We start from the raw sequence: 25,732 nt of genomic DNA, 5'->3' as shown, positions 1-25,732 counted from the left end.
CAATTAAACTACACCATGCATTCAATACAGTTCTTATTCCTCCATCATGACTGTACTAGTTGCTTCTAAAATAAATAGCTCCTGGCTATTGATTACCGACTCGCCTTCTTTACGTTCCTTATATCGATATTTTCCTGTTGAATCTTGAACACGAGCCTTTACATTATCAGCTAGTTGTGTTGAAAAAATATGCATTATTCGTTGTTTAATTTCAGCAGAATAGATTGGGAATAGTATTTCCACTCGACGCACCATATTCCGAGTCATCATATCGGCTGAAGATAAATAAATTTTATTTTCTCCGTTATGATGGAACCAATAAATGCGCGAATGCTCTAAGAATCGACCGACGATACTAGTAACCGTAATATTTTCACTAATGCCTGGTATACCAGGTCTCAAACAACAAATACCTCGTATTAGTAATTCAATTTTAACACCATTTATGGAAGCTTCATACAATTTCATAATTAAATCTTTGTCAGTTAACGCATTCATTTTTGCACGAATGAATCCATTTCCATATTTTTTATGAAACTCAATTTCTTGATCAATCATTTCAATAAATTTATCACGAATATCATAAGGTGATACGACAATATGGTGGAACCTAGGCTTTTCCGTATAACCACTTAAATAGTTAAAGAAATTCGTTGCATCTATACCAAACTCTTTATTCGTTGTAATAATCCCCATATCGGTATATGTTTTAGCTGTCGCATCATTATAATTACCTGTTCCTAAATGGACGAAACGCTCTATTTTTCCATTTTTCCGTCGAACTACAAGGGTTATTTTTGAATGGGTTTTTAAGTTATGCATTCCATAAATCACAAGGCAACCTGATTGTTCCAGCTCCTTCGCCCAATGCACGTTGTTTTCTTCATCAAAACGTGCTTTTAACTCTACTAAAACTGTCACTTGTTTCCCATTTTCAGCCGCTTGTTTTAAAGCTTGAATAATCGGTGAATTACCGCTTACTCGATATAAAGTCTGTTTGATTGCTAGCACTGTCGGATCATTCGCCGCTTCTGTAATAAATTCCACAATAGGCTCAAAGGATTCATATGGATGATGAAAAAATAAATCCTTTTCTAGCGCCTTTTCGTAAATATCTTCATCAGACTCTAAATCTAATGGACGTTGAGGAATAAAACTTTCATATAATAAATGCTCTCTTCCTTGAGACAACTTCTTCACAAAACTAAATAAAAACGTTAAATCAAGGGGGCCATCAATTTTAAAAACATCGGATTCACTAATTTCAAATTCTTCTAATAAATATTCTAAAACGTCATCATTCATTTCTCCATCGCGAACTTCAAGACGGCTTCCAATTCCCCATTTTCTTTTTTTCAATTCCTTTTCGATTTCAACGAGTAAATCTTGAGCGCCTTCTTCATGAATTGTTAAATCAGCATTTCTCGTTAATCGGAAAGCCTGTACCGATTTCACATTATAGCCATAAAATAGTCGATCTACATGTGAAGTAATGACATCTTCTAATAGAACAAATACTTTTCGATCAGGGCCAGCGGGTACTTCAATAAAGCGATCTAATACAGATGGGACTTGTATAATAGCTACTTTTTCGTTAAACTCGCTTAACACTTTTGTATCTTCTAACAAAACAAGCAAGTTTAACGTTTTTCCAAGTAATGTAGGAAAAGGGCGATAAGCATCTACTGCTATGGGTGTTAGTACAGGGAAAATGGTTTCTTCAAACATTTCATTGATATATTGCTGCTGTTCTTTCGATAATGATTTCATATCTGTTAAGTAGATATTTTCCTTTGGCAATAGCTCGAATATTAAATGACGAAAAACTTCCATTTGCCTACGAACAAGCGCTTGCGTTTTTTCAGCAATTTTCTCCAATTGTTCCTTGGGCGTTAAGCCCGCTTTATTTTCCGGTTTATGAAATCCCGCGCGAACTTGGTCTTGAAGTCCAGCCACACGCACCATAAAAAATTCATCTAAATTCGAACTAAAGATTGCGATAAATCTCAACCGCTCCAGTAATGGATTTGTTTCATCTTCCGCTTCTTCTAATACTCGTTCGTTGAATGCTAACCAACTTAATTCACGGTTATTATAATACTCAGGTTTCGATATTTCATCCAACATTTTCCTTCTATCAATATCCGTTAATTTATGATTATCTATAAGATTTTCCCTTTCAGGAGAGTTCAGCCCTGTTTCATCTGTCATTACTCATTCCACCCTTCATCGATTAACTCAATTTTTACCCTCTTCTTAAATAATCGTTCAATATGCTTCTTTTGGCTTTGTGCTCGATGGATTTCTGCCACTGCACGCCCTTTCGCAACAACAAATAGAGTAATGATATCCTTTTCTTGTAATTCCATTTTAATACTTTTTACGATATTTCTTTTTGAACTATTTAAGGAATATACAAATTTTAATAAAGCACCGAAATTCCGCAAAATTTTTAACTCTTCACGGGTAAACCATGTCAGAAACGGTTGACTAAGACGTCTGAAATAATCTCGGTTTTTATAAGATGCAAGCAATGCAATTTTTACCCGATTTTTATGGTTTAATCCGGGAATAGATTGATTGGCAATTAGATAAAAAGTGTGTTGATTCGATGAATCTAATTCGATATAATCTCCAATTGAAAATACTCTTGCTGCTTTTTTTAGTAAATTCAGATGTTCTTCATTAAATTGAAATAAGTTCCATTTACAACTTTCTCTATATATATTCTCTATCAATGTAACTAATGTACCTACTTCATCCTCCGTTCTCCCATATTTGAATGCTAGATGATTCGCATAATCTTCAAATACGTTAAAGGGTTGAAAAGCTTCAGGATTCGATTTCATCACGATATCCATGATTAACCCTTCCCGCAATCCTCTTTTACTAATGTAAAATGAATTTGAATCCACAACTTCCATTAAAGTTTTAAAAATGACTAAAGCAATTTCAATAATGTCCGCTCGATCGGAAGACAATCCATCAATTTGCTTTAATTGTTCAAAAGATTGTTTTCCTAAGTAACCACTCAAATTTTTTAGCGTTTCTTCATTCATTTCATAATGATGGATGCCAGATATTGGATAATCAATTAGATGCTGATGAATTTGCGCGAGATTTCGAGCACTGCCACCAATCCCCACAATTGGTAATTTAACATTTTTTAACCATGCTACATTTTCAAAATATTTCTTTATATTTTGATATAGTTGATATTTTTCCTTTTCGTTTATTTTATCACCGGTAACAAAACTTTGTTTTAACGATACAGTACCAAAAGGAAAACTTATAGAATGTTGTAATTCTTTATTTATAAACAACGTAATCTCCGTTGAACCTCCACCAATATCAATTGTAACGGCAGAAGGGATCTCCATCGAATGAACGACTGCTAAATATCCGAAATAGGCTTCCTCATCTTCCGATAATAAATCGATTTTTATGCCAGTATCTTTTTCCATTTGTAAAAGGATTTCTTGATTATTTTTTGCTTGTCGAATAGCAGCTGTTGCAGCAGCCTTTACGGTCGTCACACCGTAATCTTGCATTATTTCCTTGAACGAAATTAACGTATTTTTTAATACTTCAATACCTTCTTCAGACATATATCCATCAGTTTGAATATATTTCCTTAGCCTAGCAACCGTTTTCATATTTCCAATTTCACGTAATCCTTTTTCATGACTATATCTGTATAGCACTAGGCGAATTGTATTCGAACCGATATCTATAACCGCCATGTTTACTTCATTCACCGAATAAAATCCCTACTCTCTATATACGAATTCTAAGTTTAAGAATATTTTGTCATATGTTTAATGTTGGTTCAACGAATAAAAATTAATCAAAAACGTCGGAGCCTTTAAAGGCATCCGACAAATGTGAATTGAAAAAAGCTATTGAATTGATGGATACCTAAAATTGTGCTATGTTACAAAATCAATTCATCAATTTTTAAAATTAAATCTCCAATTTCAGGTTTCGAAATTTGATCATCTGCACCAACTCTTTCCCCTTTATGGCGAAGATCATCGGTAATTAAACTTGAGAAGATAATAACCGGTAACTTTTGTAGCTCTGAATGAGTTTTTATTCTTTTTGTTAAATGGTGTCCATCCATTTGTGGCATCTCAATATCCGTTACCACTAATTGTACATGCTTCGTAATATCATCATTCGTTTCTAATAAGTGTTCCAGATATTCAAAAGCTTCTTTACCATTCTCAAAAAACTCTAAATTAACATACCCTGCTTCTGTTAATGTATCATTTAACAATTTACGCAATAATGGTGAATCTTCTGCCACGATGATTCTTTTTTCTGATCGTTCCCTCTTTCCAAGTTTCTTTACAGAATCCATGCTAATTCCGGAATCTGGATTAATATCAACCATTATTTTCTCAAAATCAAGTAATAATATCATTGATTCACCTATTTTAATGACACCGATAACTTGGTTAGAACTTCCTTGATACATATCTGAAGGCTTTTCAATTTGATTCCAAGAAATACGATGTATCTGTGTAACATTATCCACATGGAATACCACTTTTTGTTTATTAAATTCTGCAACAATATATTTTTGCTGATCACTATAAGAGGCATTTGGTATTCCTAACACTTTCAACATATCGACAACCGGTAATACTTCTCCTCGCAACTGGACAATTCCCTCTATATGCGGATGAGCATGAGGAATAAATGTGACAGGAAGCGGCTGTATGATTTCTTTTACTTTTATTACATTGATTCCAAATTTATTATTTCCTACTTCAAATTCAACAATTTCTAATTCGTTGGTTCCTGATTCTAGTAAAATACCTTTTTGCTCCATCTATCATCATTCCTTCCTATATAACTAAATATAATAATATAACTTTTCTATAAATTCAGATGGTAATAATTTAAATTTAATGTTGCTCCTGCTGTACTTGCAAATGAACAATTAAACCAATAATCGTTAATACAATTAAAGAACCTAAAGCAATTCTTGATGCAAGGGGTCCATAATCCTTTAGCATGAACGTCACCGTTCCATATAACGCTGGGCCAATAATAGAAGAAACTTTTCCTGAAAAAGCAAACAAACCGAAAAATTGACCACGTTTTTCCTCCGGTGATAATTCAATAATCAATGTTCTAGAGGTTACCCACATGGAACCAAGTGACACACCGAACATGCTTCCCGCAATCCAAAACATCCATTCTTGTGTAGCACATACCGCTATTATTAAAGCGATAATCATAATGATGCTTACGATTGCAACGGCTTTTCGGGCACCAATTGCTTTTGTAATGTTGCCAAAAATGAAAGACCCAATCACAGTAGATATGGTACTTACTAAATATAAAATTATAAATTTCCCAGAAGTAAAACCAACAATCACTGTTGCGTAGACTGCCATCATCGCTATTGTCGTTGCAATGGCGTCGTTTAAGAAAAAGTAAGCAATCATGAAAGTAAAAATTGCTTTATATTTTTTCATATCTTTAAAAGTATCGACAATTTCTTTATATCCTTTAAAAAATCCAAACTTTTTTCTTTGATGTTTAGGGATTGGTCGATCTTTAATAAAGAAAAATAATGGTAAGGAAAATATAAGATAAAGAATTGCCGTTGGAATAAAAGCTCGATGAAAACCACCATCAGCTACGAAAAAGTATATCGATAACCCTACTATCGTTCCTAAATAACCGACAGCTACACCAAATCCTGAAATTAATGGTATCTCTTCACTTGTGCCAAGATCTCCTAACATCGTGTCATAAAACACTAAACTGGAATTAAAACAAAATTTTGCAATGACAAAACTAAGAACAACGAAACACAAACTGAGGGGCAATCCTGAAAAATAACTTGAAACATCCAGTTGAGCAAAAATTCCCATCATAAATGTAAAAAATATTGAGATAGATGCAAACCAAACGATAAATCTCTTTTTATAACCTGTTTGATCAATCCAAACACCATAAAGCGGAGAAAAGAGCACCAAAAAGAGACTTGCAAAAGCATTGGCGTAAGAAATAAAGGAGCTTGCAACCTGTTCCATCACTCTATCTGTTCCAAGCACTTCATCCATATAAAAAGGAAAAAAAACCGTATTAATATTGGATGAAAAAATCGTATTCGCAAAATCGTACAATGCCCATGAAAGAATTGGAAGGGAACAATATAATGCAAATTGATTCCTCTTCCTCAGGTTTTGGCCTTTAATCAAAAATATCGCCCCTATCAGTTTAAAATTGCCACTCAGACATTGTAGTATTTAATTAACGCTTGAGTTCCCAAATCACCATACCCTTTGTTTAACAACGTCTCATACATTTCTTTCGCCAAATGTAAACCTGGTAAATCTAATTCCATTTTTTCTGCTTCTTCCAAAGCAATTTTCATATCTTTAATAAAATGTTTAATATAAAAGCCTGGTTCTAGATCGCCTTTTAATATACGTGGTCCCAAATTTGATAATGACCATGAGCCAGCAGCTCCTGATGAAACCGACTCTAACACTTTATTTAAATCTAATCCTGCCTTCATTCCATATGCAATGGATTCACACACGCCAATCATGTTCGTCGTTATTAATAATTGATTGCACATTTTTGTATGTTGACCAGAGCCAGCTTTTCCTTGATAAACAATATTGGAGCCGAATAATTCAAAAATTGGCAACATTTCTTTAAAAACTTCTTCATCGCCACCTACCATAATGGATAATGTACCATTTCTTGCACCTATATCTCCCCCAGACACCGGTGCATCAAGACTCATTATTCCCTTTTCTTTCGCTGCCTCATATATTTTCTCTGCAAGGCTCGGCTTTGAAGTCGTCATATCTATGAGAGTCGAACCTTTTTTTGCTGTTTTGAAAATGCCATTATCTCCAAAATACACATCTTCAACATCTTTAGGAAAACCAACCATTGTAAAAATGATATCCTTGTTTTCAGAAGCAAGGGCAGGTGTATCAGCCCAAGTAGCTCCAAGGTCAATTAAAGGAATTGCTTTTTCCTTCGTACGATTATATAACGTTACTTCGTATCCCGCCTTCAATAGATGCTTTACGATACTAGTTCCCATAACCCCTGTACCGATAAATGCAATCTTTTTATTAAACATAATTCCCCAACACCCCTGTATCATTATTAAAAATATGCATATTTTACACTTTCTTGTAATGTACCATATAAATGGGCAATTGTTGATATGTAATGAAAAAATTGTTAATACATAGACAAAAAAAAGAGCAGCAAGATACGCTGCTTGAAAAGGGGGAAAATGAGAATGTTGCTGTGTTCAAAAAATACTATTGCCAATTGCATGATTTTTTATAACAAAAAATTGAAAAAAATTATTTTTTCGTCATAATCAATGGGGATTTTTCATGCTTTTGATATTGATTTAAAATCTGGTCCAGTTGTTTACTTAATCGAATCGTTTTTGGTGATTGCAGGCCATTTTCTAAACCTGAACGAATCATTTTTTCCCGAACGTACTCCAAATGTAGCTTCAATCTATCCATACTTCTAATCCCCTCTTTCATATAGAAATGGGTGGAAGTAGTTTTTTGTTATGCACGCGGTGTATCTGAATAAGTATAAATGACCCTTCCACCTTGTTTTGCTTCACCTCTAAAATGTTTAAACTTTTCATCATTCACAAGCACTTCACGAAACTGCAAAAATTCCTCTTTTGTAATTTCTATACTTTTTATTTCCCCATTTTTTAACTTTTCAATCATATCTTTGTAGTTATTCATAAATATTTTACCTCCTACTTCTTATATTTTCGAAATTATTCTAAAATCACTTTACATTTGTTCTATTATCATGCAAACTAACTTCATAGTAACTGATAGAGGAGGGGCACGCCAATGAAAATAGCAGAAGTGGGAGATATTATTGAATTTAAGGATGGACTTCGCGGAATGGTTGAAAAAGTCAATGATAATTCAGTAATTGTTGATTTAACAATTATGTCGAACTATCGTGACTTAGATTTGGAAGAAAAAACCGTCGTTAATCATAAACGTTATAAAATCGTAAAGTCAGTAAATGATTTTAAATAAAAAAACTTCCCCTTTTCATTTGTAATTGATGATAGGGGGAGTTTTTTTTGATATTATGATAACAAAGGAGGCAAGTAACATGAAATTTTCAAAACAAATGATTGTACTCCTTCTCTCGCTTGCTTTCATCTTTATAAGTATATATTGTTCCTTCGAAGTAAAAAAAATCTTCTGGCATTTATATACTTTTACTCTCCTCGTCGGTACTGCAATCTCCATCCTTTTTGGGAAATTCAAAGATGAACTCCCAACTTGGAAATATATCCTATTTGGTATCGGATTCGGCACAATTACTTATGGCATCATCCAACTTGGTTATATGTTGCTTAAGTTTACAGACAGTAGTTCAATAAAAACGATTCGCAAATTTTTAGAAACATATGGTCCGAATAATATTTGGCATTATTTATTGCTCATTTTTATCATTGTCGTCGGTGAAGAATTGTTTTGGCGCGGCTACGTTCAACATGCACTCAAACAATATGTTTCTCCAGTAATTGCTTGCATCATGACTAGCTTATTATTTGCATTGGCAATATCATTGAGCGGTTTTATCCATGGTGTCATTTGCGCATTCATTATATCCCTAATATTTGGGTTTTTATACGAATGGAAGAAAAGTATGCCATTAGTCATCGTTGCGCATGAAGTTTTTGTTTTGCTGTTATTTTTAATATTGCCTTTTATTCATTATTAAAAAAAATGAAACTTCCTTCGTTTCATATTCGTTTAATCAAAAAGGAGGTAGAGTAAAATGAAAAAGAAACTACAACTATTTATTTCAGTAACTCTATTAATGTTCCTTCTCGCTGCTTGTGGAACAACAAATGGACAAAATACGGAGCCAGATCAAACAACAGCAGATTCGGAAAAGGAAATAGAAAATGTTGAAGATGAAGAGACAACAGAGAATGGAGCACAAGACGAAGAAACAAATCAGCCTGAAAATAAAATTGAATACACATCAAAAGGTGAAGTGTATACTCATGAAACCGCAGTTGTAGAAGAAGAAAATTATACAATACAAATTTTAGAAGGGTATGAACTCACAAAAGAAGAACCAGGAAAAGAAGTTCTTTTCCTCCAAGATCATGATGCCATCTCCATGCGTATTGAAGTGTTTCCAAAAAATGCTTCATCATATGATCATCTCGTAAAAAGTACAGAAGAATGGATGGCAGCCATCAACGAATACAAACCATTGGATATTACTGAAGCGGTTAATAAACATCCGGAAATTACTAATTCTGTTGCATTCATAACTACCATTGAAAATGATGAAGTCGTTGGAATCGTTTACGAAAAAAATAATATACTAGTTCGTTTATCTGTTTTTGATCAAAAAGATTACGATTTAAAAGACGCACTCATCAAAATGGGGTTAACAATTGAAGAAAAATAACTTATCCCTCTAAAATTAGGTGGAGGATGAAGTTACAATAAAATAAAAAAATTTTTGAAGATAATTATACAATTCAAAAGAATATACAAACGAGCTGTTCGTCTTAGCGAACAGCTCGTTTTTAATAAGACAAATCTTTAATCGATAAACCTAATTTTTTCAACAATTCGATTGCTATTTCTTTTTCACTTGGTGTTAACGCGTTCATCAATTCATGTAAATTTTTCTCATGCTCTGGAAATATTTCTTCCATAAATTTATCGCCTTCTTCAGTTATCTCTGCATATGTGACTCTCCTGTCAGAAGGACAAGATACCCGTTTAATCAAACCTCTTTTTTCAAGTTTATCAACAACATATGTGATAGACCCACTTGCTAATAAAATTTTACTTCCAATTTTTTGTAAAGGTTGTCTTCCCTTATGATATAACAATTCCAACACAGCAAATTCAGTTGGATTTAAACCTTTTTGTTGAAAAAACTGATTTGTCACTTCATTAATCGCTTTATTTGCTCTTGATAACACAATATACAATTTTAACGATTGTTTCATCTCATTTGACGGCAAGACAAATCATCCTCTTTTTTCTATCTATATAAAAGCATTATATCTATTTGAGAGAAGATTTGTCAAAGTCGTGCCTATACAACTGGTAATGAATTAACTTCCTTGGTAGTCAACCATTTTTTCAGTTGGCTGTCGTTGTAATAAATCTTAGTATAACCCTCGGTATAATTTGGAAATTCTAAAATAAACGTAGATCCTACACCGACAGTACTTTTCACAACAATCTTCCCTTGATGTTCATCTACCACTTTTTTTACAAGACATAGACCTAATCCTGTTCCTTGTTCCTTTGTTGTAAAAAATGGCGTAAATAACTTGCTTAAATTTTCTTCAGGAATTCCTATCCCTTCATCTTGTACCGAAACTTGAATTTTATTGTGGACATCCTTTAATTCAATTGTAATCGTTCCACCTTTTTTCATTACTTCAATGGCATTTTTCACTAAATTAATGAACACTTGTTTTAACTGATTGACATTCCCCAATATCGTGGAATTGCAATTGTCTTCTGATTTTAATTGAATAAACACATTGTTCGAGTATGCATGTGGTTGCATTATTTGAACAACTTCTTTCAAAATTTGTAAAAGCGATACCTTTTCCTCAAAGGCCTTACTTGGTTTTGACAAATAAAGCAATTCTGAAAGAATGGATTCCATTCTTTCCATTTCAGATTCCATTACATGTAAATATTTTTTTCCTTCTTCGGTTGTATTATTATCTTTCAACAATTCAACAAAACCCTTTAATGATGTTACAAGATTTTTTATTTCATGGGTAATGCTTGCCGACATCCTACCCATTTTACTTAACCGTTCTAAATCTCTCATATTTTGCTTTAGTTTTACATTTTCCGTATTATCAATAACTGTCATCACATACATATCTAAATAATAATTGTATTTGCAGTTTAGTGTTAAATAAACCTCTTCTTCATTATTTAAATGGGAAATTTCCAACGTTGCTTGTCCATATTTTTTTAAATCAGACAGGAATTGTAATTTATTATTTTTATAGTCATGATATTTTGAGAGAAAAGATTCCAGTGACAAGTTTAAACCTTTTTCAACATCAATCTTTAATAATTCAACCGCTTGAGAATTTATTTCAAAAATTTGATCTTCTTTGAAGAATATGATGCCATAAGGCAAATCATTAAGAAAACCTCTACTGCTCACTTGAAACTTCTTTTTTTCATCATCACTTAATATTTTTAAAAATACTAAATTCTCCTTTTGGATAAACATTCCCAAAACTTTAATTTCCTTAAAAGATGAATCCTTATTTTTAATTTTAAATGAAGAGAAGGAAAAACTCTCTTGTCTAATTCTTTTTAAAAATGAATACCAACGTGATTGAGATAGTTTATCCATGGAAAGGGGCTTCCCAACCTCCACAGCTAAGTTCAACAATTCGGCTGCTTTTTGATTGATTGACTCAATTTTACATGAGGTGTCTAAAATAAGCACTGGATCATTATCATATTGGACTAATTCTTCCAAAAAAGGCAACATAGTGGCACTTTTCATTAAGATACACCAATCCTTCCCCTCAATCTTAAATTTCTCTTATTATCTTTTCTATCTATATATAATTTGCTAATTTTTAATTTTATAAAATTTTCTTAATTTAAATTTTGTACAAAATTATTTCATAAAACAATTCAAAATAAAATGGGTATAATATATCTATTTTCTAATTTTAACCAATACCGGATATCAATTTTGCATTTTTTTAAGTAATTTGGTTCTATTATTAATTCACTTATTCGATTATAATAGATTACTAATTACTACTTCCCCTTATTTTGTATATTCTTGTATTTTTTTGAAAAAAACCTTTTTTTACAAAACATATGACAAAAAGGACAAGGATATTCATATTTTTCAGAAAAGTTTTAATAATAACTTCTAATACGACAGCATAGAAAGAAAAAATGGTCAATTCGACTTATCATTTAGTCACCCAATTTGGTATTTTGCTGAACAAAATGGCATATTAGCTTTTATACTCTTTAATAATAATTATTGAAAAAAATTCACCACTTTCATTTTAAAAATGGTGAATTTTTTTAGTTTATTCACTTGTTCAACTCATTATCCAATAATTATTCGTTCTTCTGGGTACCGATATTTTGGAGTTTGGGCCTTTCCTCCCAAAGTAAATAAAAATGAAATCAACCCGACTCTTCCTATGAACATGAGGGTCATAATGACCAATTTCCCTGCAGTTGATAATTTTTCAGTAAGTCCAAGAGACATGCCACATGTTCCGAATGCAGATGTTATTTCGAAAATAATTTGTGTAGCAGTTCCATGGGGTTCCGTCACTACCAATATCATCGTCGAGATCATGACCATAAAGAAAGCTAAAATGATGACTACAAAGGATCTCAAAATATCATCCATACAAATTTCTCGACCAAACACTTGAATTTCTTTTCTTCCATTTGCGAAATTAATTAAAAATAATATAGCTATTGCAAATGTAGTAGTTCGAATACCCCCACCAACAGAACTTGGCGAAGAACCGACAAACATTAAAAAACTAAGAAAGATATTTGTCGCCTCATTAAACATCCCGATATCCATTGTCGTTAAACCAGCTGATCGTGTAGAAACAGAGTGAAACATAGCAACAAAAATTTTTTCATGCCATGATATACCTTTTAAAGAATGAAATGATTCAATAAATAAGACAACAAGTGTACCTAATATAAACAATCCCCCATACGTTACGGTCGTAATTTTAGTAAACAAACTAAAGCGAAATGCGGGATTCTTTTTCATTAAAAAATGTTTCAATTCCACTAATACCGGGAATCCAATGGCTCCGAGTACGATTAATATCATCGTAATAAATTGAACGAAATAATCGGAATAAAATGGTTCAAAGCTTTGACCCGTAATATCAAAACCGCTATTCGTCGTAGCAGAAATTGAAGCAAAAATCCCATGTTTAAAGGCCTCTGACCATGATTCAAAATATCTTTTAAAATGAACGCTTAAAATAAGTGCCCCTAATGCTTCAATAATAAATAAAATTTTTACAATTTCTTTCAGTAACCGAACAACCCCTGCAAGATGATGTTGGTTAAAATCAATCATAATCAACTGTCTTTCCCGCATCCCGATTCTTTTCCCTATCAATAACCAGATAAAGGTGCCGATAGACATAACACCAATCGCACCTAATTGAAAAATAATCAATAAAATAATCATTCCAAAATTAGTGAAAGTTTCCGAAATATCGAACACCGTCAATCCTGTAACACTGATTGCGCTGACAGCAGTAAACAGCGTATCAATAATTGATACTTCTTTTCCATTTTTATAGACAGCAGGGATTCGTAATAACAAAAATGATATTAATATAGCGATAAAATAAAATGAAACTAGCAGTTGAAATGGCGTTATATTTTTTATTCTCTCGGACATGTTTGCCATTTATTTCGCCCTCTTTATTGTCGAATAAACTTTTTATTAGTATAAGAAAAATTTTATATAAAATAAAGAGGAACAGCTACAAAAACTGTTCCTTCCTTACTTTAAATTTCTTTTGTTTTTTGTTTTTTATTTTTTACCATGCTAACAAACCATCCACCAATTGCAATGGCTAATAAAACGCCCCAGAAAGTAAGTTCCCAAGGGGTTGAATGCGGGAATTCATGTGGCAATATGCCAACTTTTTGATGCGATAATGTTAACACCACTAACTTCACCCCGACCCATCCTACAATTAAAAAGGCAGCAGTTTCAAGTTCAGGATATTTATTTAATATTTTCACAAAGGCTTGCGCTGCAAATCGCATTAAAATCAAGCCGATAACACCACCGAAGAACATAACAGCAAATTGTCCTCCGTTAATGCCACCGATATGGAAGTCACCAATTTCTGGTAAAGTTACTGCAATTGCAACAGCAGCAAGCATTGAATCTACCGCAAAGGCGATATCTGCAATTTCTACTTTTAATACAGTTACCCAAAAGCCTTTGCCTTTTTGTAGATGTTCATCTATCTTCTCTTCTTCATTCTTAAATTTCTTCTCGTAAATATTTTTAATGGCAATAAACAATAAATAAGCTGCACCAATCGCCTGAATTTGCCAATAATTTACTAAGATTGTAATCAAGAATAATGCTGTAAAGCGGAAGATGAACGCACCAAATAATCCGTAAAATAGTGCTTTTTTCTGTTTATCTTGTGGTAAATGTTTTACCATAACGGCCATTACAACCGCGTTATCTGCAGCCAATAACCCTTCTAAAACGACGAGAACGACTAAGACCCACAAATATTCCAAAATAATTGCTTCCACTAATAATTCCTCCTTAAATTTTTTATGCCCAACTTGTAACTGTTTTACTAGTCAAAGAACTTTAATTTTAAGCAAACGAAAAGACCTTTGCCTAATTAGGCAAAGGTCTTGCTAAGCAAAATTGAATAAGTTTGCTTTCATATCCGATGGCAATTGCCATGTAGTGACGAATATGAAGTAAGTATTTAGTCACGCTAAATACTTATAGCTACTCCCCTTTGACAATGTCAATGGATGTTCGATTTTCTATAGGATAAGTATAGCAATAGAATATTATATTTGCAATGAAATTATTTTATTGCACTACCGTCGCATAAATGATGTCTGAATTTTCAGTTTTATTTTTTCTGGACTTTAGAGAAAAAACGAAAACACCTAAGCGAGGGTAGTAAACATCCATTTTTTTACTATAACCTATGACTTGTGCAACAACGACTGGCAAACCTTTATGGGACGCCGTTTCCTTCGATTTTTCGTAACCAAATGTGAGCGGATTTCCACAAAGAAGCCTTCAAATAGCGACTAATTTGTAAGTAACTGCGTTCGCTATTCGTGTTCAGCTGAGCTAAAACATTCAGACAGTACACTATCATGGCTACGTACACTTGATTATGTACAGCTTGTTCACTGTGACCAAAAAACTTTTTAATGTTCAGATGTTGTTTCATCCATTTGAAAAAAAGTTCGATTGCCCAACGTGATTGGTAGGTTTCTGCAATTTCATCTGCGTCAATGTCAAACCGATTTGTCAGTAAATGAAGCTCATTTCCTTTTGTATCATGCAATTTGAGTAAGCGAAACACGTTTTCAGAACGATTTTGTGGTGTTCCAATGACAACCATTTCATCAGAGAATACGGGTGAATCTTCTGGTAACGAAAAGGATTCTAACACTCGGACAACAGCGTTTTTACGCAAACGGGTCACAAAGAAATAGCCATCTTCCGTCATTTGATCAAAGCGCCCATAATCCAAGTAACCACGATCAAACACGTACATGCATTCTTTGTCATCCACGAATACTTCTAGTTGACCACGATCATGTTCGTTGGCATTCGTGAGTACGGCTTTATCTGGATAGGAGAGTCCTTTTTCCATAAAAACAAGTCGTAAGTGAAGCTTGACTCCTGATTTTGTTTTTCGAAACTCTGCCCACTTATGATTGGTCAAATTAAGCGGTAATGTACTCGAATCAATGATTTTCAAAGGCGTTGTCACTTTTCTTCTTGTTTGGAAATTGGTTTTCCGGTGAATTTGTGCCACTAAATCGAGAAAAATCGTTTGAAAGAACTCAGTTGGGATGGTATTGATTCGTCTCCCTAACTGTGAAAAACTAATCGATTCCAATCCCGTTGCTCGTTGTAATTCTTCTAAAAAGACAGCGTCACTCAACGCCCGTAAACTCTCGGTTTCATGGAGTTGGGCATACAAAAGCAGTTTCATAAATGAAGCCATATAAAGCTTCTTGGTATAGTGATTTAATTGATGTGTTTTCACTAGGTCGTCAAATAATGGACGATTAATCGGTGAAAACCATTGTTCAAATGATGTTTTTCGTGTAAACTTATCCATAGTTTCGTCCTTTGTATTGGATTTGGATGGTTTACTACCACCCAACCATTATAAAGGATTTTTTTGTGTTCAGATTATATTTCAGAAAATTCGGTTTATTTGAAGGTGTTAAATTATTTTAATGCGACGCTAGTGATTTTATTGGAATATGAAATTGTTGGTTATTTTTATTTTTCTTATAAAATTGAACCATTGAGGGAATGGTTGCTATGAAATCCGGACAACTGATATTCCCTTTTGATAAAAGTTCTTTTGCTATCGAACAATCAAAGGTTGCATTCCATGTCAAATAATCAAGCGTTTCCTTTTCCACACCAAGTATTGTTCGAATCTTTTTTAATTGCAAAAATTTCTGCGCTATAGAAAGTGGAATTCTCCCTTTTGGGAATTTTCCTGTCATTTCCTTAACCATCGCCCGATATACTTCTTGAACAGGATGGGGATTGGGATCCGTTAAATGGACCGTCTTTCCAATCGCCTCTTCCTCTTCACAGAGGAAAATAGCCGCTTCTGTTATATAGTCTATGGGTACTACGTTAATATGTGTATCCGATTTTCCGATGTAAGGAATGAAAGGTAAAAAACTCAAACAATCAATCATATTTAAAAAGAAATATGGACCGTCAAATTTATTGGTCTCTCCTGTAATCGAATGTCCTTTCACAATGCCTGGACGAATGATAGTTAGAGGAATTTCTCCAATTAAATTTTTCACAAGCAGCTCCGCTTCAAATTTTGTTTCTTCATAATAGTTTTTGAATTCTTTTGGACGAATTAACTCCTTCTCAAGAATTACTCCTTCTCTTCTCCCTGCTACATAAGCAGTGCTAAAATACATATATCGTTTTAAATGAGGTAATGATTTGACAAAATCGTTTACATGGGAAGTCCCTAGCACATTGATTGTCCACGCCACATCTCGAGGAACTGCCAAATCATAGATTGCCGCTAAATGCCAAAAATAGCGAACTTCCTTTGCAATTCGATTAATTGTCTCTTCCTTTAAATTTAGTTTTGGTACTGTAATATCCCCTTCGATGATTTCAATCCTTCTTCCAGGATAAGTTTCTAAAATTTTTTCACGTTCTTTTTCCGCTTTCTTCATTTCCGTTCTTAACACAAGAACATACACGGAGTCCGTTATGTTTTTTTGGAACAATTCTCCAATTAATTGTCTCGCTATAAATCCAGGAAAACCTGTAAAAAAGTGAACTGCCATCGCCAATTCCTCCATCCCCCTTTTTTCTTTTATCAATTATTCTTGACAAAAATCCGTATTCCTTTCTTTCATATACTGTATTACAAATTTGTAATTGCATATTATACAATACCGTTTCTTACACTTCGTTAATAGTTAAAGTTGTCAGCATCATTGTCAATCTACAAGCCAAAATCGAAAAGAATAATGTAGAAAGATTGCAAAAAAGAAAAAGAGCGAAAGGATAACTCCTCGCTCTCTTCCTACACGCTTATTATTCGTAAACTTGTATTCTTGCATTACTTATACAACTAAACAACTTAAAGCAAACTATATAATTGAATATGCTCGTTTTTCTCTGAAAACCAACGCATTGCAAATTCATTTTCAAATAAAAAGACAAGATTGTCGAAACGGTCTTTTACGAGCATAGAACGGGATGAAGACATTGATTCTTTTACCTCATTTTCATTTTTAATCCAACGGGCAATTTTAGATCCGATTGGTTGCATTACGACTTCCACATTATATTCATGCTTCATTCGATGTTCAAATACTTCAAACTGCAATTGACCAACCGCACCAAGCATAATCTCTTCCGTGTGTAACGTTTTATAATATTGAATGGCTCCTTCTTGTACAAGTTGAAGAATTCCTTTATGGAACTGTTTGGATTTCATTACGTTTTTTGCACTTACTTTGACAAACAATTCCGGTGTAAATTGTGGGAGTTTTTCAAATTGGAATATTTTCTTTCCACCAACAATCGTATCACCAATTTGATATGTTCCCGTATCATATAGACCAATGATATCTCCCGCTACCGCTTCGTCAACGGTTTCACGAGTTTCAGCTAAAAATTGTGTGGATTGGGTCACTTTAAACGTTTTGCCTGTACGAGCTAAAGTAACATTCATTCCTCGTTCAAACTTCCCAGATACAATGCGAACAAAGGCAATCCGATCTCGATGGGCTGGATTCATATTTGCTTGAATTTTAAACACAAATCCGGAAAGTTCTTCATGTGAAACTGGATCAATCAATTGTTCGTCTTCAGTTAATCTAGGTTGTGGAGATGGTGCAAACTGTAAATAGGTTTCTAAAAAAGTTTGCACGCCAAAGTTTGTTAATGCAGAACCGAAAAAGACAGGTGTTAATTCACCGCGGCGAATTTCTTCTTCAGAAAATTCGTTACCTGCTTCATCTAATAAATGAATATCATCCATTGCTTGTGTATAATACGAAGTTTCCTTCATTGGATGATCAATAGCTAATTCTCCATTTTCATCTAATGGTAAAAAACGATCCTTCTCATCTACTCTGAATTGTTCAATGCGTCGATGGAAGCGGTCGTAAATACCGAGGAACTCTTTCCCCATACCGATTGGCCAGTTCATTGGATAGGCTTGGATTTCAAGCACTTCTTCGATTTCTTGAATTAATTCTAGCGGCTCTTTTCCTTGGCGATCCAATTTATTAATGAATGTAAAAATTGGAATTCCGCGCATACGACAAACTTTGAATAATTTAATTGTTTGTGCTTCAATCCCTTTTGCTGCATCGATGACCATGACAGCACTATCCACTGCCATTAATGTACGATACGTATCCTCTGAAAAGTCTTGGTGTCCTGGGGTGTCTAAAATATTCACTCGATATCCATCATAATCAAATTGCAATACGGATGATGTAACAGAAATCCCCCGTTGTTTTTCAATTTCCATCCAGTCACTCGTTGCAAATTTTCCAGTTTTTTTCCCTTTTACTGTTCCAGCAGCTCGAATGGCCCCACCAAATAGCAATAATTTTTCAGTCATCGTCGTCTTCCCTGCATCCGGGTGGGAAATGATGGCAAATGTACGACGAGATAAAATTTCTTGTTCTAATTTTGTAGTCATTTTCTACGTCTCCTTTTTCTACGTAAACAATAATAAAAGAATTTCCCCTATTCCGACAACCATTTTCTGATTTTCATGAATAGCCTTCTATAAATTAACAACGGAATCTCTTACATAACAATAACTTTTCTTATCATCATAATTTTAGCCGTCCCTCAATTATTTGAGACGGCTATATTTTCATAATATTATTTTACGAATTTTAATTTCGCAGCTTCTAATGCAATATCAGCATCACTATGCGGGTACTTTTTATTACCTATTATTTGATAGTCTTCATGACCCTTTCCAGCAAAAATGATAATATCTCCAGGATTAGCAACAGATACTGCATGGCGCACCGCTTCTGCCCGATCACCAATACAAGCATAATTCTCATGAAGCATTCCTTTCGCTAAATCCCCTGTAATACTTTCAAAATCTTCAAAACGTGGATCATCCGTTGTTAAAACAACATAATCAGCTTTGGATGCTTTTTCAGCCATTGTTGGACGTTTTGATTTATCTCGATTTCCACCAGTCCCCACAAGGAAGATGAGTTTATTTTCTGGCTTTTTAAAAGGCATTGCCGCTTCAATTGCTTTTTCAATCGCATCTGGCGTATGGGCATAATCAATAAAAATATGTAGTGGTAAATCTGTTTTAACCTTTTGCATGCGACCTCGAATCGGTACTAAATCTTCAATTTGCTCGATGATGATGTCAATCGGATACCCCCGAGCATATAAAACAGCTGCAGCAGCTAAAACATTATAAACATTAAACTCCCCTAGTAATTGCATTGTAACAGGGAATTTTCCTTCTGGTGTAATCATGTCAAAGGAAGTGCTTTCATCATTATACTCGCAATTTTCAGCCCGGAAATGAGCATCATTTTTTAACCCATATGTCCAAATTGGAAACGGTGTCATAGTTGCATACTTTTTAGACCAAGGATCATCCGCATTTAATACAACTGTTTTATTTTTTGTCAAATCTTGTCCTAATTGTGAAAATAATAGCCCTTTTGCGTAACCATACTCCTCCATTGTTCCATGGAAATCTAAATGGTCATGGGTTAAATTTGTAAATACAGCCACATCAAAATCCACACCCGCAAGTCTTCCTAATGATAGTCCGTGAGATGAAACTTCCATGACCATCGTGTGGCAACCTTCCATCTTCGCACGAAATATCATTTGTTGAGTGTTTAAAGCATCGCTTGTCGTATTCGCTGTTTCATACAGAACACCATTCAAATTAAAGCCAATAGTTCCCGATAAAGCAGATTTTTCTCCTATACCCACGTACATTTGATGAATGATGTTTGAAACGCTTGTTTTTCCATTTGTTCCAGTGACACCAATCATCGTTAAATCTTTTGAAGGATAATCAAAAAATTTAGCGGCAATGAGTCCTAATGTCCTCTCCGTATCCGGTACAATTACTTGCGCCACATTCCCTTCTAATTGCAACGGTCGTTCTGCAATCACAACCGTCGCACCTTGATTCACTGCATCTTGAGCAAAATCATGACCGTCTACCGTGTAACCTTTAATACAAATAAATAAACTTTTTGGTTGCACACTTCTTGAATCGTTGGAAATATCCTTAATAGTATTTGGCAATTGTCCAATTACTTGTTTTAGTGGTATGACGCTCAATAATTCTTCTGTAATCATTTTTCTTCCTCCGTATATCCAATGGTAAGTTACGATATAAACTCACTTTTCTATGTAGCAACGGTGTATATTGTTATTAACTCAACTTTCGCACACAGATATTGTCAGACATCCCTTGATGTAATTGGGTAAAGACGCAATCCATTCTTGTACTTTACTTTTAAATAATTCCATGTTCAAACAAACATTAGCTTCTGCTAATGTTTGGAAGATCGCTAATAATTGATTCAATGCACTCTCTAGATTCATATCTTTTACATCTTCACATAATAGAAAAAAGAGATTTCCAATCGTTTTAGGATCGTTGTTTTGTCTACGCTCCCACTCTAAGAGTATAAAGCGAGTAAACACAATCGTTGTATGACTAATCAACAGATCATACGAACGACCTTGAAATTCTTTTGCTAGGTTAAGCAATGATTTGGTACACTTGAAAAATGTTTCGATGTCCCAGCGCATCCCGTAAATACGCACAATTTCTTCATCTGAAAGTGTGGTATCTGTACTCAAAATGGCTAACCATTCACTCTTTTTATTGCGGTTACGCACGAATACAATCTTGACTTGTCGTCCTTTTGCAAGATGAACATGGATCGAACCGAGTAGGTCTTTCTTTTCCATGGTACGCTTTGCTTTTTTAAAGAGTTCATCCAGAGTATGGGCTTCACCATCTATGAAATAACGTTGTTTTAGCTGCTTGACCATACCAATGACAAATAAACCTTTATCCGTGATTTTTTCAATCAAAGGCTCATGCGTAAACCAAGTATCCATTAACACATAATCAGCTGTAATTCCTGCATTTAAGGCATGATCCAATAAAGCAGAGACAACGCTTGGCTTATCTTGTTGTGCTTCAAGACGACGCTTGTAGCCGGAAGTGCGTTTATCAATGGATTCATCGACCCCGTTAAGTTGATTTTCCTTTTTCGCTGAACTCAATAAAGCAAAGTCTACAGGTAGAAAAGAATATCCATCAGACCAACCAAGAGTAAGCAACTGAAACCCCTTATAGAATCGTTTCTCTGTATGATCAAATACTCGTGAAAGAAGTTCAACAGACTTGCTTCGGTTGCGTGAAAAGAGTGAATCATCAACAATAAACACCTTCACTCTGTTGTTTGATGTAAGCTTTTTTATACGTCCAGTAAGATCTTGACATAAGGAAAGTAAAAAAGTTCGCCAAGCATAAGTAGATGAATTTAGAAAACGGTAGATCGTATCTTTTTTAGGTAAGTCCACGGCTTTCTTACTTTGAAGTGCTTGAAACCAATTTTTATATTGGAAAACAAGCAAAAAAATAAGACGGAAAATAGATAAGCATGAATAACCAAATCCCTTAGTAATTCTCGCTTTTCTCAAATGTTTGCCTATATTTAATTCAGAAAATCTTCGTTCAAGTTCTTTTGGTAGTTGTGCAAAAGTATCTTTTTTCGTTATCATAATGATGACACCTTCTTTGGTATTTGGTTTGATCACCATAATTTTACCAAAAGATAGGTGTCTTTTTCTTTTAAAAAAATAAAATCAATAAAAAACAAGAGAAATAATGAAAGACGATATAAAACAGTCATATCAAGAGTTGCAATAAGATATTACTCTGCGAAAGTTGAGTTATTAATAAACATTTTCTTTAATGATAATAATCATATCAAAAATAGATAATATTCGACAAAAATAATTTTTGAAATACGAATTTTTTAGAATTATGTCGAATTTTGACGACATAAGCCGATTTTTTTCAAAATAAATACGCTATGAAATAATTTTTCTTTTTACCACAATTGAATAATTCAATTTATTTCAGGATTTTTCGAACTAATTTCACTTTTTGTTTATATGGTGGAAATAATAAGTTATTAGCAAATTTAGATGAACGCTTCAAAATCGATTTTGCATGGGTAAACGTTTCAAAACTCGCTTTTCCATGGTAACTGTTCATTCCAGAAGTGCCTACGCCTCCGAAAGGTAAATAGATATTGCCTACGTGAGTCACCGTATCGTTTATACAACCGCCACCAAAAGGTAACTCTTGTAAAAAATAATCAATTCGTTTTTCGTCTTCTGAAAAGAAATAAGCTGCTAACGGTTTTGGAAGTTTTCGAATTTGCTCAATTGCTCTTGATAAATCGTCGTACTTCAATACAGGCAATAACGGTCCAAATATTTCATCTTCCATAACAGGACTTTGCCAACTTATATTTTCAATGATGGTAGGCTCGATATATAAATCCTTTCTGTCCGTTCTTCCGCCTAAAGTGACATTGTGCTTTTCCGATTGTAAAAGTTTTGCAAGTCGATCAAAGTGTCGTTCATTGACGATTCGTCCGTAATCTTTACTTAATTGAGGATTCTTTCCATAAAAACTAACAATTGCTTGCTTTAGTTTTTTCATAAATTTTTCATAAATCGAAGAATGGACTAGAAGATAATCAGGTGCGACGCAAGTTTGTCCAACATTGTTAAATTTGCCCCATGTAATTCGTTTTGCTGCAACATCAAGATTTGCACTTTTATCTACTATTGTAGGGCTTTTTCCACCTAACTCAAGAGTAATTGGTGTAAGCCGTTCAGCCGCAGCACGCATGACAATTTTTCCGACCGAGACGCTGCCTGTAAAGAAAATATAATCAAAAGGAGCATGAATCAATGCATTTACTTCTTCCTTCTCTCCTTCAACAACTCGTATATACCGCGAATCAAAGGTTTCTTCAATAATTTTTTTAATGATTTGAGCAGTATGAATAGCAGACTCAGAAGGTTTTACAATGGCAGTATTTCCACCAATTATAGCTCCAATTAACGGCTCCATCACTAATTGGAACGGATAGTTGAAAGGACCAATAATCAATACAACACCATATGGTTCTCGAATAATCATGCTCTTTGCCGGTTGAAAGTGGAATGGCGTTTTCACTTCCACAGGTTTTGCCCACTCATCGATGGACTTGATCATATGTTGAATGCTGTGCAACACGAAACCAACTTCATTAGAATAAGCTTCGAATTCGCTTTTTCTTAAATCCAAATTTAATGCTTTTAATATTTCACTTTCATACTTTTTGATTGTATTTCTCAAGTTTAGTAATTGTTTTTTTCGATATTCTATATCCCTTGTTTGCCCCGAATAAAAAAAATCCTTTTGTTCTCGAATCATTACTTCCACATCATATATATCAAATTTCATTATTTCCTCCCGAATACATAAATTAATTTTTTCAGTCCATACTAACTACAGTAATATTACTACAACTTATTGAAGAACTCCTTTTAAAAATTAGCTATGGAGGTTCTTTAACAAGAATTTTTGAAGAGGGGGCAATGATGTATGATTTCGACTGAATATTGGTGGGAAGAAATTTTTTCTGGACCCTTGGCTATCGGAATAAATGAAGAAAAAATTCATCAATTAGAGGACGAATCGTTTTTATACTTTAAAGAACAATTACCACAAGAGGAAAATAATTATACTGGTGAGGAAACAGAAAATTAAACATTTAAATAAATAAGAACAGGCTGGGCATGTCTCACCCCAGCCTTTATTATGGTTCATCATCGACCGGCAACATTTCTCCTTCAGGTCCTAATTCCTTTGGAGGAACATCTTGAAATGTTTCCCCTTCTTCCTCTAAATCTCGCATTTTATGTGCAATACGGCTCGCAGCACATGCGGAAATACTAGCCACTAAATCATCTAAAAATGTATGGACTCCTTTGCCAGCTTTTGTGTCTAACTTTTTAATAATACCGATTTTATTTTTATCTAAATGACCATAAGTCGTTAATGCAATACTTCCGTATGTCAAAACAGAACCTAAAGCAATCGTTTCATCGACACCAAACAAACCCTCATCATTTTCAACAAGCGCTTGAAGTGGTTCTGAAAGCATCTTTTTTTCTGCTAATTCATCTAGTTCTATGCCGACAAGTATTGCATGTTGAACTTCCCGCTTCATAATAACGCGCTCAACGGAATTAATGCAATGTTCTAAAGTTAAGCCATGATTATATGGTGACTGCATTTCATACACAATTTCAGCTATATCTTCAATTGTTACGCCTCTTCTTTGTAATGCTTCCTTAGCTGCTTTCGTCACGTAATTCGAATGTACTCGACTTTTTTTCTCTTGCATTTGTGAATCCTCACTTTATTTGAATTTTCCTTTATAATGCTTATTTTAAATATTCTCTTATTTCATAATACACGATATTTTCGAATTATGATACAATTATGAACAACTGTTTTAAGGAGGATAAAAGGTGGAAAAAGGATCTATTCAAGAAATACCATTTTATAGTAATGCATTAGATGAACACTTTGAGTTGCTTGTATATACCCCTGGAAATTATACCCCTCTCTATAAATATAACATTTTAATTGCTTCAGATGGAAAAGATTACTTCCAATTAGGTGGAATTTCTCGTATTGCTGATGAATTAATGGACAATTATGAAATTGAAAACTTAATTATCGTCGGAGTGCCTTACAAAAATGCACAAGATCGTAAGAGAAAATACATACCGACAGGAGATCAACATGCTGCTTATTTGAAATTTTTAGCACATGAGCTAGTACCATTCATTGATAATGAATTTTCAACAACAGCGCTTGGTGCTAGTCGAGGGTTAATTGGAGATTCCATGGCAGCAGCTGTATCTCTTCTTGCCGCAATCAAATATCCACATACTTTTGGCAAAGTAATTTTACAATCACCTTATGTAGATGAATGGGTATTAAAAGCAGTTGAGGAAGCACCAACTCATAATACGTTGTCAATTTATCATGTTATAGGAAAACAAGAGAAGGAAGTTGTAACACTTGATAAAGAAGTGAAGGATTTCCTAACACCTAATCGGGAATTAAATAAATTGTTACACTCTAAAAATTATCTCAATATATTCTACGATGAGTTTGATGGCAACCATACATGGAAATACTGGAAACCAGATTTAAGAAGAGCACTTTGCAAAACTTTTGGAATATAAAATAATGTATTCTCCAGGTATTATTTGCTATACTTAAGTAAAATTTGCATTTTAGGGA

At 33.9% G+C, this 25,732-nt stretch carries 23 protein-coding genes; 5 read left to right on the top strand and 18 right to left on the bottom strand.

The genetic code is table 11. The annotated features are described in order from the left end of the window. Nucleotides 1-33: 33 nt before the first annotated feature. From UtA1_RS07225 to UtA1_RS07195, 7 genes are all read right to left on the bottom strand, one after another. On the bottom strand, nt 34-2,211 hold the full coding sequence (locus UtA1_RS07225) for an RNA degradosome polyphosphate kinase (RefSeq protein WP_408647329.1): 2,178 nt from the start codon (nt 2,209-2,211) through the stop codon (nt 34-36). Next, nucleotides 2,211-3,758: a Ppx/GppA family phosphatase gene (locus UtA1_RS07220; RefSeq protein WP_096550545.1), complete on the bottom strand. Its 1,548-nt coding sequence runs from the start codon at nt 3,756-3,758 to the stop codon at nt 2,211-2,213. Before UtA1_RS07220 ends, UtA1_RS07225 begins: the two co-directional genes overlap by 1 nt. 176 nt (nt 3,759-3,934) lie before the next feature. Then, on the bottom strand, nt 3,935-4,837 hold the full coding sequence (locus UtA1_RS07215) for a chemotaxis protein (RefSeq protein WP_096550544.1): 903 nt from the start codon (nt 4,835-4,837) through the stop codon (nt 3,935-3,937). 76 nt (nt 4,838-4,913) lie between these two features. Next, nucleotides 4,914-6,221 (bottom strand): MFS transporter, encoded by a 1,308-nt coding sequence (locus UtA1_RS07210; protein WP_096550543.1) that lies wholly within the window; start codon nt 6,219-6,221, stop codon nt 4,914-4,916. A gap of 32 nt (nt 6,222-6,253) precedes the next feature. After that, nucleotides 6,254-7,123 carry an NAD(P)-dependent oxidoreductase gene (locus tag UtA1_RS07205; protein ID WP_096550542.1) on the bottom strand — a complete coding sequence of 290 codons (870 nt, stop codon included), beginning with the start codon at nt 7,121-7,123 and terminating at the stop codon, nt 6,254-6,256. Between the two features lie 232 nt (nt 7,124-7,355). Further along, nucleotides 7,356-7,526, bottom strand: a complete 171-nt coding sequence (locus UtA1_RS07200) for an aspartyl-phosphate phosphatase Spo0E family protein (protein WP_096550541.1) — start codon at nt 7,524-7,526, stop codon at nt 7,356-7,358. Nucleotides 7,527-7,574: 48 nt separating this feature from the next. Beyond that, entirely contained in the window at nt 7,575-7,763 is a 189-nt protein-coding gene (locus UtA1_RS07195) for a hypothetical protein (protein ID WP_016838264.1), read from the bottom strand. Between the two features lie 114 nt (nt 7,764-7,877). On the opposite strand from UtA1_RS07195, the gene UtA1_RS07190 reads away from it, so the two are divergent. From UtA1_RS07190 to UtA1_RS07180, 3 genes are all read left to right on the top strand, one after another. Further along, nucleotides 7,878-8,072, top strand: a complete 195-nt coding sequence (locus UtA1_RS07190; protein WP_016838263.1) for a YkvS family protein — start codon at nt 7,878-7,880, stop codon at nt 8,070-8,072. A 79-nt stretch (nt 8,073-8,151) separates the two neighbouring features. Further along, the gene (locus UtA1_RS07185; protein WP_096550540.1) at nt 8,152-8,769 is read left to right on the top strand and encodes a CPBP family intramembrane glutamic endopeptidase; all 618 of its coding nucleotides are present in this window, start codon (nt 8,152-8,154) and stop codon (nt 8,767-8,769) included. 57 nt (nt 8,770-8,826) lie between these two features. Then, nucleotides 8,827-9,474 carry a hypothetical protein gene (locus UtA1_RS07180; RefSeq protein ID WP_096550539.1) on the top strand — a complete coding sequence of 216 codons (648 nt, stop codon included), beginning with the start codon at nt 8,827-8,829 and terminating at the stop codon, nt 9,472-9,474. A gap of 121 nt (nt 9,475-9,595) precedes the next feature. Here UtA1_RS07180 and UtA1_RS07175 read toward each other — a convergent pair whose 3' ends face one another. The 10 genes from UtA1_RS07175 to UtA1_RS07130 form a co-directional block, all read right to left on the bottom strand. Then, nucleotides 9,596-10,042, bottom strand: coding sequence for a MarR family winged helix-turn-helix transcriptional regulator (locus tag UtA1_RS07175; RefSeq protein ID WP_016838260.1), 447 nt, complete (start codon nt 10,040-10,042; stop codon nt 9,596-9,598). Nucleotides 10,043-10,116: 74 nt separating this feature from the next. Further along, nucleotides 10,117-11,571: a PAS domain-containing sensor histidine kinase gene (locus UtA1_RS07170; protein ID WP_096550538.1), complete on the bottom strand. Its 1,455-nt coding sequence runs from the start codon at nt 11,569-11,571 to the stop codon at nt 10,117-10,119. Between the two features lie 567 nt (nt 11,572-12,138). Then, the gene (locus UtA1_RS07165; RefSeq protein WP_096550537.1) at nt 12,139-13,488 is read right to left on the bottom strand and encodes a TrkH family potassium uptake protein; all 1,350 of its coding nucleotides are present in this window, start codon (nt 13,486-13,488) and stop codon (nt 12,139-12,141) included. A 101-nt stretch (nt 13,489-13,589) separates the two neighbouring features. Then, the gene (locus UtA1_RS07160; RefSeq protein ID WP_096550536.1) at nt 13,590-14,360 is read right to left on the bottom strand and encodes a TerC family protein; all 771 of its coding nucleotides are present in this window, start codon (nt 14,358-14,360) and stop codon (nt 13,590-13,592) included. 446 nt (nt 14,361-14,806) lie between these two features. Further along, entirely contained in the window at nt 14,807-15,931 is a 1,125-nt protein-coding gene (locus tag UtA1_RS07155; RefSeq protein ID WP_096550535.1) for an IS4 family transposase, read from the bottom strand. Nucleotides 15,932-16,049: 118 nt separating this feature from the next. Further along, nucleotides 16,050-17,150, bottom strand: coding sequence for an SDR family oxidoreductase (locus UtA1_RS07150; protein WP_096550534.1), 1,101 nt, complete (start codon nt 17,148-17,150; stop codon nt 16,050-16,052). Between the two features lie 299 nt (nt 17,151-17,449). Beyond that, nucleotides 17,450-19,027, bottom strand: a complete 1,578-nt coding sequence (locus tag UtA1_RS07145) for a peptide chain release factor 3 (RefSeq protein ID WP_096550533.1) — start codon at nt 19,025-19,027, stop codon at nt 17,450-17,452. Between the two features lie 188 nt (nt 19,028-19,215). Then, a complete protein-coding gene (locus tag UtA1_RS07140; RefSeq protein ID WP_096550532.1) occupies nt 19,216-20,688 on the bottom strand; it encodes a UDP-N-acetylmuramoyl-L-alanyl-D-glutamate--2,6-diaminopimelate ligase in 1,473 nt (490 codons plus the stop codon). Between the two features lie 81 nt (nt 20,689-20,769). Next, nucleotides 20,770-22,131: an IS4 family transposase gene (locus UtA1_RS07135; RefSeq protein WP_096550531.1), complete on the bottom strand. Its 1,362-nt coding sequence runs from the start codon at nt 22,129-22,131 to the stop codon at nt 20,770-20,772. 355 nt (nt 22,132-22,486) lie between these two features. Then, entirely contained in the window at nt 22,487-23,875 is a 1,389-nt protein-coding gene (locus UtA1_RS07130; RefSeq protein ID WP_096550530.1) for an aldehyde dehydrogenase, read from the bottom strand. Between the two features lie 141 nt (nt 23,876-24,016). Here UtA1_RS07130 and UtA1_RS17100 point away from each other — a divergent pair, with 141 nt between their 5' ends. Then, nucleotides 24,017-24,181 carry a hypothetical protein gene (locus UtA1_RS17100; protein ID WP_016838252.1) on the top strand — a complete coding sequence of 55 codons (165 nt, stop codon included), beginning with the start codon at nt 24,017-24,019 and terminating at the stop codon, nt 24,179-24,181. Nucleotides 24,182-24,230: 49 nt separating this feature from the next. Here the strand turns inward: UtA1_RS17100 and UtA1_RS07125 are convergent, their stop codons facing one another. Continuing rightward, nucleotides 24,231-24,821, bottom strand: coding sequence for a phosphatidylglycerophosphatase A family protein (locus UtA1_RS07125; protein WP_096550529.1), 591 nt, complete (start codon nt 24,819-24,821; stop codon nt 24,231-24,233). A gap of 127 nt (nt 24,822-24,948) precedes the next feature. Here UtA1_RS07125 and UtA1_RS07120 point away from each other — a divergent pair, with 127 nt between their 5' ends. Continuing rightward, nucleotides 24,949-25,674, top strand: a complete 726-nt coding sequence (locus UtA1_RS07120) for an alpha/beta hydrolase (protein ID WP_096550528.1) — start codon at nt 24,949-24,951, stop codon at nt 25,672-25,674. Nucleotides 25,675-25,732 lie beyond the last annotated feature (58 nt).

This window comes from Ureibacillus thermosphaericus, from assembly GCF_002370195.2.
GTDB lineage: Bacteria > Bacillota > Bacilli > Bacillales_A > Planococcaceae > Ureibacillus > Ureibacillus thermosphaericus.
Note: the sequence above shows the minus strand (reverse complement) of the source record. Positions and strands in the feature narration are given on the sequence as shown.

Bases quoted from the DNA above. Each gene is read 5' to 3' on its own strand.
- UtA1_RS07225 (WP_408647329.1), bottom strand. From the start codon at position 2,211: ATGACAGATGAAACAGGGCTGAACTCTCCTGAAAGGGAAAATCTTATA.
- UtA1_RS07215 (WP_096550544.1), bottom strand. From the start codon at position 4,837: ATGGAGCAAAAAGGTATTTTACTAGAATCAGGAACCAACGAATTAGAA.
- UtA1_RS07205 (WP_096550542.1), bottom strand. From the start codon at position 7,123: ATGTTTAATAAAAAGATTGCATTTATCGGTACAGGGGTTATGGGAACT.
- UtA1_RS07200 (WP_096550541.1), bottom strand. From the start codon at position 7,526: ATGGATAGATTGAAGCTACATTTGGAGTACGTTCGGGAAAAAATGATT.
- UtA1_RS07195 (WP_016838264.1), bottom strand. From the start codon at position 7,763: ATGAATAACTACAAAGATATGATTGAAAAGTTAAAAAATGGGGAAATA.
- UtA1_RS07190 (WP_016838263.1), top strand. From the start codon at position 7,878: ATGAAAATAGCAGAAGTGGGAGATATTATTGAATTTAAGGATGGACTT.
- UtA1_RS07185 (WP_096550540.1), top strand. From the start codon at position 8,152: ATGAAATTTTCAAAACAAATGATTGTACTCCTTCTCTCGCTTGCTTTC.
- UtA1_RS07180 (WP_096550539.1), top strand. From the start codon at position 8,827: ATGAAAAAGAAACTACAACTATTTATTTCAGTAACTCTATTAATGTTC.
- UtA1_RS07170 (WP_096550538.1), bottom strand. From the start codon at position 11,571: ATGAAAAGTGCCACTATGTTGCCTTTTTTGGAAGAATTAGTCCAATAT.
- UtA1_RS07165 (WP_096550537.1), bottom strand. From the start codon at position 13,488: ATGGCAAACATGTCCGAGAGAATAAAAAATATAACGCCATTTCAACTG.
- UtA1_RS07155 (WP_096550535.1), bottom strand. From the start codon at position 15,931: ATGGATAAGTTTACACGAAAAACATCATTTGAACAATGGTTTTCACCG.
- UtA1_RS07150 (WP_096550534.1), bottom strand. From the start codon at position 17,150: ATGGCAGTTCACTTTTTTACAGGTTTTCCTGGATTTATAGCGAGACAA.
- UtA1_RS07145 (WP_096550533.1), bottom strand. From the start codon at position 19,027: ATGACTACAAAATTAGAACAAGAAATTTTATCTCGTCGTACATTTGCC.
- UtA1_RS07140 (WP_096550532.1), bottom strand. From the start codon at position 20,688: ATGATTACAGAAGAATTATTGAGCGTCATACCACTAAAACAAGTAATT.
- UtA1_RS07135 (WP_096550531.1), bottom strand. From the start codon at position 22,131: ATGATAACGAAAAAAGATACTTTTGCACAACTACCAAAAGAACTTGAA.
- UtA1_RS07130 (WP_096550530.1), bottom strand. From the start codon at position 23,875: ATGAAATTTGATATATATGATGTGGAAGTAATGATTCGAGAACAAAAG.
- UtA1_RS17100 (WP_016838252.1), top strand. From the start codon at position 24,017: ATGATTTCGACTGAATATTGGTGGGAAGAAATTTTTTCTGGACCCTTG.
- UtA1_RS07125 (WP_096550529.1), bottom strand. From the start codon at position 24,821: ATGCAAGAGAAAAAAAGTCGAGTACATTCGAATTACGTGACGAAAGCA.